Below are 12,303 nucleotides of genomic sequence, written 5' to 3' on the forward strand. Positions count from 1 at the left end.
TAGGAAGAGTGATAGTGATGACAACCATTCCAAAAATAGAATGGCTTACCGACTTAGATGTGTTTGCCGTTAATCGACTTCCAGCACATTCAGACCACCGATATTATGAAACACTGGAGCAGGCAAAAATGGCAGGCCCAATGGCAATGCGCCATGAATTAAACGGTAACTGGAAATTTAACTATAGCGTGAATCCAGACAATCGTCCGGAGAATTTTCACCGGTTGGATTTTAATTGCATGGGCTGGGGGGACATCACCGTCCCAGGTCACATTCAGCTTCAAGGCTACGGGAAACCACAATATGTGAATACGATGTACCCATGGGACGGGCTTAACGAGATCCGTCCGCCAGAAATTCCACTCGACCATAATCCGGTTGGAAGCTATGTGAAGATGTTTACCGTTCCCCCTCAAATGGAAAACAAGCCGCTGTATATATCCTTTCAAGGTGTGGAGTCGGCCTTTTATGTGTGGTTAAACGGGGAGTTCGTCGGCTATAGTGAAGACTCGTTTACTCCTGCAGAATTTGAGCTTACCCCATTTCTTACAGAAGGTGAGAATAAGCTTGCCGTCGCGGTTTACCAACGGAGCACGGGCAGCTGGCTCGAGGACCAGGATTTCTGGCGTTTTTCTGGTATTTTCCGTGATGTTTACCTCTACACAGTACCGGAAATTCATGTTTATGACGCCGGTATTCGCGCAGAGCTGGATCCGACTTTTACGAAAGGGACGCTTCAAGCAGACCTAAAGCTTTTATCTGATGTGGTTTCTCCAGCAAAAATAGTTGCTGAATTGTACGATGCCGAGGGGCACTTAGTAGCGGCACAAAACGGTGATTTCACAGACGGAAATTGGACAGTTTTAATGATGGTCAATAATCCAAAGCTATGGAGTGCGGAAAATCCTTATTTATATCAGTTTTATATTCAGGTATATAACGAGTTAGGTCATTTGGTAGAGGTTATTCCGCAGAAAGTCGGCTTCAGAAGATTTGAAATGGCCGATAAAATCATGCGCCTTAATGGTGAACGAATTGTATTCAAAGGTGTCAATCGCCATGAATTTAATTGCCGTACTGGCCGCGCGATTACAAAGGAAGACATGCTTTGGGATATAAAAACATTGAAAGGCAACAACATTAACGCTGTCCGGACGTCCCATTATCCGAATCAGAGTTATTGGTACGAGTTGTGTGACGAATACGGCGTCTATGTCATCGATGAAATGAACCTTGAAACGCACGGTTCATGGCAAAAGATGGGGGCAGTCGAGCCGTCATGGAACATCCCCGGGAATAAGCCGGAATGGGAGAACATCGTTATGGACAGAGCGGTATCCATGTTTGAACGGGACAAAAATCACCCGTCGATCCTCATTTGGTCATGTGGCAATGAATCCTATGCGGGTGAAGTGATTCTGAATGTTTCTAAGTATTTTAAGCGTGTTGATTCAAGTCGCCTGGTTCATTATGAAGGTGTTTTCCATGCCCGTGATTACAATGATACGAGTGATATGGAAAGCCGGATGTATGCGAAGCCAGCAGACATTGAGAACTATTTGAACGATAACCCGTCAAAGCCATACATTAGCTGTGAGTATATGCACGCCATGGGGAATTCCCTTGGCGGTATGAATAAATATACAGATTTAGAGCGGAAATATCCGATGTATCAAGGTGGATTTATTTGGGATTATATTGATCAGTCAATTATTAAAAAAGACCGTTATGGCAAGGAGTTTTTGGCCTACGGCGGTGATTTTGACGATCGCCCAACGGATTATGGCTTCTGTACAAATGGGATTGTGTATGCCAATCGAGAGTTGTCGCCTAAGATGCAGGAAGTAAAGTATTTATATCAAAATATCAAACTGAGTCCGGATCGTACGGGGGTAATAATTCAGAATGAAAGTCTTTTCGTAGATACGTCCGATTATGATTTGGAGTACACTCTCTACCTTGAAGGTAAAGAGTTGTATCGGAATCAGCTCGATGTGGTGGTGGCACCGCAGAGTGAAGGGCGCATCGAATTTAAATTGCCTGCTGAAATCACCAGCGTTTCTGGCGAATATTGTATACAAACTTCTTTTAAGCTGAAGGAAAGTAATCTCTGGGCGGACGCTGGCTACGAGATCGCATTCGGACAATATGTGTTCAGGACGGAGGCGTTTGTCGAGCAGTCGGCAGCTCACGGGGAATTACGGGTTGTCACTGGCGATGTCAATGTTGGTGTCCACGGCCCTGACTTCACCATCTTGTTCTCGAAACAGGCGGGCAGCCTGGTTTCACTTAACTATGCAGGGAAAGAGATGATTGCTCTTCCGCCGGCACCGTTATTCTGGCGGGCGACGACGGATAATGACCGAGGCTATTCTCAAGGCTATCATTCGGGTCTTTGGTATGCAGCCAGTCTTGCGCGCCAATGCATTGGGATGGATGTCGAACAGGCAAATGGCCAGGTGAGCATTGCTTTTACTTATAAATTATCGATTAGTGAAAAAGTAGTGGTGAAAGTAAATTATACCGTTCTTGCCAATGGTAGTGTTCGTGTGAAGTCGGTCTATCAGGGGGCGGAAAATCTCCCGCAGCTGCCGATTTTTGCAGTATCCTTCAAATTGCCTGCCGATTATGACCAACTGGAATGGTATGCGATGGGTCCTGAAGAAAATTACTCAGACCGGGCGCAAGGAGCAAGACTTGGAATATTTAAAAATCAAGTAATTGAGAATTTATCCGGATATGTCATGCCGCAAGAATCGGGCAACCGGACGGGAGTGCGCCGAGTTATTCTGACCAACAAGGAAGGACAAGGAATAAAAATTTCAGCTGCGACTAAACCATTAGAGTGCAATTTTTCTCCTTATACGGCTTTTGAACTCGAGAATGCCCAGCATCATTACGAGCTTCCAAATGTCCATTACACCGTTGTGACGATCGCAGGCAAGCAGATGGGCGTCGGCGGAGACGACAGCTGGGGTGCTCCGGTGCATGATGAACACCTCATTCCTGCCAATCGAGACATGGAATTCGAGTTTATCATTGATCGAATCTAAGCTTGAAATTTAGCGTTTACAAGAAAAGAGCCTGAAATAGACAGGCTCTTTCCTTTACATGACAAACTTAAGGAGCTGAAGGTTATGCTTATTCATGTTAATCAAGAGGACAGACAGTTTCATTTAACAAATGGCCAAGTTAGTTATATTTTTCACGTGATGAAAAATGGACAATTAGGCCATCTTTATTATGGAAAGGCATTGCACCACAGAGAAGATTTTTCTCACTTACAGACGTATGATGTGCCAACAGGGGCTACTACACACGTGTATGCAGATGATCCTGCTTTTGGTTTGGAAACGCTCCGTCAAGAATACCCTGCCTACGGAAATTCTGATTTTCGCGAACCGGCAATCAGTGTGAGTAAAACGACGGCTAATCATGTTCCTAATTTCAAATACGATTCGTATCAACTGGTAGACGGAAAGCCTCGTCTTGAAGGTCTGCCGGCAACTTATGTAGAAGAAAAGCATGAAGCTAGTACTCTTCAAATCATCTTAAAAGATGAATTCCTCCAAGCAAAATTGCTGTTAACTTATACGATTTTCCGTGACAAACCCGTCATAACGAGAAGTGCATCTTTAATAAATGAGGGGTCAGAGGAATTGGTTGTTGATCGATTAATGGGAGCATCGCTTGACCTGCCAGATAAAGATTTTGTATTTACCCATTTAGCCGGTGCATGGTCACGAGAGCGTCATGTGAAAGAGAGAATACTAGAAACGGGTATTCAGTCGATTTCCAGTCTGCGCGGTGCCAGTTCGCACCACCATAATCCGTTCTTGGCACTAAAGCGTCCTGATGTAACGGAACATACAGGTGAAGTATATGGCTTTAATTTTATATATAGCAGTAATTTTTTGATGCAAATAGAAGTGGATCATTACGACACGGCAAGACTTACGGTTGGTATTCATCCGTTTGGTTTCAAGTGGAATTTAAAGCCGCAAGCTGCATTTCAAACCCCGGAAGTGGTGATGGTGTATTCCGACCAAGGCTTAAATGGGATGAGTCAGGCCTTTCATAGTCTTTATCGCGAGCACCTGATTCAAGCGCAATGGAAGCAGGCCGTGCGCCCAATTTTGATAAACAACTGGGAAGCTACTTACTTTGATTTTAATGAGGAGAAACTCGTCAATATTGCGAAATCAGCAAGTGAATTAGGAATCGAACTGCTGGTCCTTGATGATGGCTGGTTTGGAAAACGGAATGATGATACCTCCTCCCTTGGAGATTGGCATGTAGACTTAGATAAACTTCCGGGTGGCTTAGAAAGCTTAGCCCAGAAAATATCTGCAACTGGAATGAAATTTGGGCTTTGGTTTGAGCCGGAGATGATCAGTCCGAACAGTGAATTATTTAGCGAACACCCAGATTGGGCCGTTGGTGTTCCAGGTCAGCACTATACATTGGGACGCAATCAGCTGGTTCTTGATTTTTCAAGACCAGAAATTGTTGATTATCTTTATGAAAAAATGTCCGCAATTATTAAAAAAACAAACCTTGCTTATATTAAATGGGATATGAATCGGAACATTACCGAAGCATTCTCACAAAAACTAGCCGTTCATCAGCAAGGAGAGTTCTTCCATCGCTATATTTTAGGGGTCTATGATCTCTATGAACGGTTAACAGGTGAATTCCCGCATGTGTTGTTTGAATCATGTGCAGGAGGCGGGGGAAGATTCGACCCAGGGATGATGTATTATGCACCGCAAGCATGGACAAGTGATGATACGGATGCGATTGAGAGGTTAAAAATTCAATACGGCACATCCTTTGCATATCCAGTCTATAGCATGGGATCTCATGTATCGGCAGTTCCGAATCACCAAACATTGCGGACTACACCATTACAAACCAGGGCGAATACTGCTTATTTTGGGACATTTGGCTATGAATTAGATCCACTGAAATTAACCGAAGAAGAGCGCGCAGAAATTAAAGAGCAGGTAGTTTTTTATAAACAACATCGCGCGTTGATTCGTGATGGTCACTTTTATCGCTGCTTAAGCCCGTTTTCGAATAATGAAACGGCGTGGATGGTCGTGAGCCAAGACCAATCAGAAGCCTTAATTGGCTGGTATAAGGTATTGGCGACGCCGAATCCTAAGAAGAAGCAAACGCTTCGTCTCAGTGGACTAGCTGAATCGAATATGTATAAAGTGGCTGGAAGCGAACGAACGTATTATGGCGACGAGCTCATGAACGTGGGGCTGCCGCTTCCAACGGAGTTTAACGGTGTCAATGGCGGGAGCGCCGAGCGTGGCGGCGACTTCCAGTCCCAGGTTTTTTATTTGCAAAAGACCGAAGGTTAATAGAATAAAATCAGGACGGGAAACGATTAGTCATTGAAGAAGTCCACTAGAGAAAAAGGTATAGTACCTCTCCTAATTGGAAGGTAGTATACCTTTTTTTATCGATTAGGAAATTATAAAATAATTAATTGTGGATAACTTTGAAATAGTTCTTTGAATCCAGCTCCAGCGCCCAGCGGCTAGTGTACTTCGCTCTCCGCCCTACGATAAGTGTCAAGCACGAATGCGCTTACGCTCTCCGTGGTTCCTTTATCTCAGTTGGAGAGTAAATCGGGTGTAGCAAAAACAGAATATAAAGTTATTGACGGTAGTTGGCAAACCTATCAAGGGCCATTTGATGTAACGGCTGAAGGGGAAAATGTGGTTCAGTACAGAAGTATAGACCACGTAGGGAACATTGAGGAGGCAAAATCTGTTTCAATAAAAATTGATAAAACGGCTCCGACCTTGAATGTTTCGTTTAACTCGAGCGTCCTAATCGATCGTAACCATGCCCTCATTCCAATTAAAGCTGCGGTTGATGGTGAAGACACCCTTTCAGGGATTAATAGAGTAGAACTAATATCAATCGAAAGTAATCAACCCGAAAATGGAAAAGCTGATGGGAACACAGTCGATGATATACAGAGAGCAGACTTTGAAACCTTTGATACTGATTTTCTGCTAAGAGCAGAGAGAAGTGGCAGCGGTGACAGGGTTTATACTGTAACCTATGAGGCATGGGATCATGCCGGAATTTCGGTTATCCAATCCAATCGGATTATTGTAAAGCATGATAATTCGAAAAAATAAGGCTTCTCTCGATGAAAGAAAGGGAGCTGTGAAAGCGCATGAAAATCTCATGCGCTTTTCTTAATATTTTTAAGTAAACTTTTAGTAAAAATAGTTGAATATTTTTACTAACCGTTATAAAATTAAGTTGAAATTAATAATTTACTTACAAGAAACAGAATTTCTGGAGGAATTAAAATGAACGTTACCACACTTAATAAAGTATTTTTAGATATGTTTCATATTTTACCTAGAAAAGCCTTTTTTGCTCCTGGAAGGATTAATTTAATTGGCGAGCATACCGATTATAATGGCGGTCATGTCTTTCCATGTGCAATCACATACGGTACCTATGCTGTAGCAAGGAAGCGGGAAGACCAAGTTATTCGCCTGTACTCAACGAACTTCCCTGAAAAAGGAATCATTGAATTAGATTTAAACCAGCTAAATTATGAGAAAGAACACAATTGGGCCAATTATCCGAAAGGGATGATTCGTTACATTATCGAGGCGGGATATGAAATTCCATCGGGATTTGATTGTGCTATTCAAGGCAATATACCGAATGGTGCAGGACTTTCTTCGTCAGCCTCCATTGAGCTGTTAACCGGAGTGCTAGTAAACGGCCTATTTGAATTAGAAATTCCTCGGCTTGATCTCATCAAGCTTGGTAAGAAGGTAGAGAATGAATTTATTGGTGTGAACAGCGGCATCATGGACCAGTTTGCGATTGGCATGGGGAAGAAAGATGCTGGAATTTTACTAGATTGCCAGACTCTAAGCTATGAATACGCACCCATACATCTTGATAATTACAAAATTTTAATCATGAATACGAACAAGCGCAGGGAATTAGCTGATTCGAAATACAATGAGCGAAGAGGAGAATGCGAAGAGGCGCTAGCGGAACTGCAACAAAAACTTCCGATTGAGGCTCTAGGTCAGTTATCTGAAGCGGAGTTTGATGAAAATCAATACCTAATTACCAATGAAACGGTCCGCAAACGTGCAAAGCACGCTGTCTATGAAAACGTGCGAACAATTAAGGCTCTAAAAGAGCTGAAGGCAGGAAATTTAGAGGCATTTGGACAATTGATTAACCAATCACACGTATCTTTACGGGATGATTATGAAGTGACTGGAGTGGAACTTGACAGTTTAGTAGAGGCTGCATGGAAACAACCGGGAGTTCTAGGGGCGCGGATGACTGGTGCAGGATTCGGCGGCTGTGCTATTGCAATCGTAGAAAATGACGAGGTTGAAAACTTTATTGCAAATGTTGGGTCAGCCTATCTCGAGAAAATTGGCTACAAGGCAGAATTTTATGCAGCGAGCATTGGTGACGGGGCAAAAGAAATTCAAATGGAGGCGGCGATCTAAATGAGTATCCTTGTATTAGGTGGAGCGGGCTATGTCGGTTCGCACGCTGTTTACCAGTTGATTGATCAGGGGTTTACGGTGGTTGTGATTGATAATTTGCAAACAGGCCATAGCGCTGCAATTCATCCAAAGGCAAGTTTTTATGAAGGGGATATCCGCAGTCGTGAGTTTATGCGCTCTGTTTTTGAAAAAGAAAACATTGAAGCAATCTTGCATTTTGCCGCCAATTCCCTTGTCGGGGAATCAATGGTTGAACCGTTAAAATACTTTGATAACAACGTTTATGGGACACAAGTTGTCCTTGAAATGATGAAGGAATTTAGCGTCAAGCACATCGTTTTTTCTTCGACAGCAGCTGTTTATGGGGAGCAGAAGGTTGTACCGATTACAGAGGATGCGGCAACAATTCCAACGAATACCTATGGCGAGACCAAGCTAGCAATGGAAAAAATGATGGCTTGGTGCGAAAAAGCCTTTGATCTTCACTATGTTTCCCTTCGCTATTTTAACGTAGCTTCGGCAAGAAGCGACGGACAAATTGGCGAGGACCATAACCCAGAAACGCATCTCATCCCTGTTGTATTAGAAGCAGCATTAGGCAAAAGGCCTGCCGTTACGATATTTGGGGAAGATTATGATACAGCAGATGGTACTTGTGTTCGTGATTATATTCATGTAGAAGACTTAATTGATGCCCATATATTAGCCCTCCGTTATCTACAAAATGGCGGGGAGAGTAATCATTTCAATCTTGGCTCAAGTCAAGGATTCTCAGTAAAAGAAATTGTTGAGACAGCTAAAGAGGTTACAGGAATTGATATCCCGGTAAAAATCGGTGAACGACGAGCTGGAGACCCAAGTACATTAATTGCTTCTTCGGAAAAAGCAAAAAAGATATTGGGATGGAATCCAACGAGAACATCGATTCATCAAATGATTAGCAATGCCTGGAACTGGCATCAGCACCACCCGAATGGATATCAAAAATAGAGGTGAACATGATGATTTATCAACTAATACAACAATTAATCAATCAAGCAATAGCCACTCAATTAATTGAGCGGGAAGATGAAATCTATGCACGCAATCAAATATTGTCACTTCTCCATCTAACGGAGTTTAAGGAAGTGGACGCAGCAGGGGAAAGTAACTTTGATATCCCTGATTTACTCGATTTAATTGTAGATTATGCCTGCAATCAAGGGATTATTGAAGAATTATTTGATGAAAAAGAGATTTTTTCAAGTAAAATTATGAACTGTTTCATCGCCCGGCCATCAGCTGTTAATCAAGTTTTTTATGGAAAATATAAACAGGATCCAAAAGCAGCAACACAGTATTTTTATGAGTTATGTAAAAATAGCAACTACATTCAGATGAAACGCATTCGCAATAACATTGAATATAAAACCGCCACAGAATATGGTGAACTTGATATTACCATTAATCTATCCAAACCAGAAAAAGATCCCAAAAGTATTGAACTCGAGCGATCGGTGAAGCAAACGGACTACCCGAAATGCTTGCTCTGTGTGGAGAATGAAGGATATGCGGGAAGAATCGGGCACCCTGCCCGCTCCAATCACCGCATGATTCGTGTAAATCTATTAGAAAACACATGGTACTTGCAGTATTCACCATATGTCTATTACAACGAGCATTGTATCGTGTTAGCAGAAAAACATACCGATATGGTTATTAGTCCAACGACTTTCTTACGGCTGTTAAGCTTTGTTGAGCAATTTCCACATTATTTTGTCGGCTCTAATGCGGACCTGCCGATTGTAGGGGGCTCAATTTTATCCCATGATCATTATCAAGGCGGGAATTATCAATTTGCGATGGCGAAGGCAGGGGATGACTGGGCATTTAAAATGGCTGGATATCCGGATGTAGAGTGTGCGGTTGTTAAATGGCCTATGTCCGTTATTCGCCTGCGTTCCGATCAAATTAGTACGCTCGTTGAAGCCGGTTCACATATTTTAGACAATTGGAAAAAGTACAGTGATGAAGATTTAGGAATTGAGGCGAGGACTGGCGAAACCCCGCACAATACAATTACACCCATTGCACGCAAAAATGGGGATGTATATGAACTAGATTTGGTACTGCGTAACAACCGGACGAGTGATGAGCATCCGCTTGGCATTTTCCATCCTCACGCCGATGTACATCATATTAAGAAGGAAAATATTGGCCTGATTGAAGTGATGGGGCTGGCGGTTTTACCAGCACGGTTAAAGGATGAACTAGGAGAAGTGGAAAATTTCATCCTAGGTCGATCATCGGCAGTGGCAGACTATCATTTAGACTGGGCGGAAGCGTTAAAAACACGCTATCAAGCTATTGCCAATGAAGCGAATGTGCATGGTCTGGTAAGAGAAGAAGTAGGAAAGAAGTTTTTAAGGTGCTTGGAAGATGCAGGAGTGTTTAAGCGGAATGAAGTGGGTGCAGCTGGGTTCCAGCGGTTTATCAGTACGTTATAAAAACATAATAGGCCGAGAACTTTGTTGATTGCCCGAGCTTTTTAAAAAGAAATAAATTAGATACCTTCTGAAAAATATGGAGTGATAAATCGATGAAAATAGTAGATAGAATATTTGGCAGTTACGAGGGCGAGTCCGTTACTGAGTATACCTTAGTCAATGATTACGGCATGATGATCTCTTGCCTTAATTATGGTTGTGTGATTACTAAAATCATCGTCCCTGACCGTCATGGAAACTTTGAAAATGTAGTGCTTGGATTTGAAAACTTCGAAGATTACACAGAATGGTCCCCGTACTTTGGCGCAGTTGTGGGACGAGTAGCCGGAAGAATTAATGGTGCCAGCTTTGAGTTGGACGGAAAAGAATACCATCTTGCAGACAATGATTATCCCAATCATATACACGGGGGCAAGAAGGGCTTTAACTCTGTGATTTGGAAAACCGAAATAATAGAGGAAGAAAATTCAGTCGGTTTGAAGTTTTTTTATCATAGTCCAGACGGAGACGAAGGCTATCCTGGTAATTTAGACACCACTGTGACCTATATTCTAAACAATAAAAATGAACTCGATATTACTTTTGAAGGAAAAACGGATCAAAAAACAGTTGTCAACTTAACGAATCACTCGTATTTTAACTTGAGTGGAAATGTAAAAAGAGATTGTTCTGAACACATTCTCCAATTAGAAAGTGATCAGTTTTTAGAACTGGGCCAAGGTTTTATCCCTTCTGGTAAAATGATAGATACCAAAAATACCCCATTTGATTTTAAGCATGGCAGAAGGTTACGCTCTGGGATGGTTTCGACTCATCCACAAAATGTGCTTGTTGGTAATGGGTATGACCACCCACTTGTTTTTACCAAAAAGGGAGAAAATACCATCATGCTTAGCGATGAGGAAAGCGGCCGTTCGCTGCTTGTTTCGACAGACCAGCCATGCGTCGTCCTTTATACAGGGAACCAATTAGAAGGTCCCTATTCTATAGCAGGTGTCAGGTCAAGAAACTATTTGGGTGTCTGTCTCGAAACGCAAGGATTTCCTGATGCTATCCATCATCCGGCGTTCCCCTCTGTCATTTTAAACCCGGAGGAAGTATACTATTCCAAAACAGTATATCGGTTTTTTGCTAATACATTAGGAGATTGATTTATGGCTACCATCAAAGATATTGCACAAATGGCAGGGGTATCGATCGCCACTGTATCCCGTGTTTTGAATTATGATACGACACTTTCTGTCAGCGATGAAACCAAAAAAAGAATTTTCGAAGTGGCAGAGGAATTATCGTATAAAAAGAAACCAGCCCGCAAGCAGGAGTCGGGGAAAATTGCTCTCCTGCAATGGTATACCGAAAAAGAAGAACTGGAAGATTTGTATTACATGTCGATCCGGCTTGGGGTTGAAAACCAATGCCGACAGCAAGGGATTCAAGTGGCCAAATATTTTCAAGACAACTATGAGGATTTGAAGGAAGACGATATTCAAGGGCTGATTGCGATTGGGAAATTTAGCAAGAAGCAAGTGAATGAGCTGCTTAAGATAACCAAAAATATTGTCTTTGTGGACACCTCACCAGACGAAGATCGGTTTGATTCGATCGTCATTGACTTTGAAAGGGCAACAATAAAGGTACTTGATCATTTTATGAAGAAGGGTCATAAGAAAATCGGCTATATCGGCGGAAGAGAAGTGTTTAAAGATAAAACTTCCATCATAGAAGACCCAAGGGAATTGGCGTTCAAGCGCTATTTAACAGGTAAAGGGATGCCCTATGAAACTTTTATGTACGTAGGAACCTTCTCAGCCGATGATGGTCATGCCATGATGAAAAAGGCGATTGATGAACATGGGGACAACCTGCCAACCGCCTTTTTTGCAGGTAATGATTCGATTGCAGTTGGGGCATTGCGGGCTTTACTGGAGGCAGGAATTTCTGTTCCAGAACGGGTTAACATCATCGGTGTGAATGACATCAGTATCTCCAAATATGTCTATCCAGCGTTAAGCACGGTTAAGGTGTATACCGAAATCATGGGAGAAACCGCCGTTGACACCCTTTTGGAGAGAATCGCAGGCAGAAAAACAGCCAAAAAAATATTCATTGCAACAGAGTTAGTGATAAGAAATAGTAGTTTTTAAAGCAAACTCACCAAAAAAATTTGGTGAGTTTTTTCGGCGTGTGTACGCCTGGAGTAGACAAAATGACGGAAGTGTATTTTTGTGGTGCCTGACACCATTGACACCATATCCCATTGTCGAATAATGGGATGTTTCGTATAATATCCTTAT

8 protein-coding genes are annotated in these 12,303 nt (G+C 42.4%); all 8 read left to right on the top strand.

The genetic code is table 11. From position 1 onward, the window contains the following. The first annotated feature begins 17 nt into the window (after positions 1 to 17). The 8 genes from CCK98_RS02950 (at position 18) to CCK98_RS02985 (ending at position 12,153) form a co-directional block, all read left to right on the top strand. Entirely contained in the window at positions 18 to 3,053 is a 3,036-nt protein-coding gene (locus tag CCK98_RS02950; protein WP_088090272.1) for a glycoside hydrolase family 2 TIM barrel-domain containing protein, read from the top strand. An 84-nt stretch (positions 3,054 to 3,137) separates the two neighbouring features. Further along, complete coding sequence (locus tag CCK98_RS02955) at positions 3,138 to 5,372, top strand: alpha-galactosidase (protein WP_088085216.1); 2,235 nt, start codon at positions 3,138 to 3,140, stop codon at positions 5,370 to 5,372. Positions 5,373 to 5,630: 258 nt separating this feature from the next. Further along, positions 5,631 to 6,164, top strand: a complete 534-nt coding sequence (locus tag CCK98_RS02960; RefSeq protein ID WP_142292114.1) for an OmpL47-type beta-barrel domain-containing protein — start codon at positions 5,631 to 5,633, stop codon at positions 6,162 to 6,164. 177 nt (positions 6,165 to 6,341) lie between these two features. Beyond that, entirely contained in the window at positions 6,342 to 7,523 is a 1,182-nt protein-coding gene (locus CCK98_RS02965) for a galactokinase (RefSeq protein WP_088085218.1), read from the top strand. Beyond that, positions 7,524 to 8,513 (top strand): UDP-glucose 4-epimerase GalE, encoded by a 990-nt coding sequence (gene galE, locus CCK98_RS02970; protein WP_088085219.1) that lies wholly within the window; start codon positions 7,524 to 7,526, stop codon positions 8,511 to 8,513. 11 nt (positions 8,514 to 8,524) lie between these two features. Then, complete coding sequence (galT, locus tag CCK98_RS02975) at positions 8,525 to 10,009, top strand: UDP-glucose--hexose-1-phosphate uridylyltransferase (RefSeq protein ID WP_179195997.1); 1,485 nt, start codon at positions 8,525 to 8,527, stop codon at positions 10,007 to 10,009. A 92-nt stretch (positions 10,010 to 10,101) separates the two neighbouring features. Then, on the top strand, positions 10,102 to 11,160 hold the full coding sequence (locus CCK98_RS02980) for an aldose epimerase family protein (RefSeq protein WP_088085221.1): 1,059 nt from the start codon (positions 10,102 to 10,104) through the stop codon (positions 11,158 to 11,160). Between the two features lie 3 nt (positions 11,161 to 11,163). Then, complete coding sequence (locus CCK98_RS02985; protein ID WP_088085222.1) at positions 11,164 to 12,153, top strand: LacI family DNA-binding transcriptional regulator; 990 nt, start codon at positions 11,164 to 11,166, stop codon at positions 12,151 to 12,153. Positions 12,154 to 12,303 lie beyond the last annotated feature (150 nt).

It is taken from the genome of Bacillus sp. OV166 (assembly GCF_900177675.1).
Classification (GTDB): Bacteria; Bacillota; Bacilli; order Bacillales; family Cytobacillaceae; genus Neobacillus.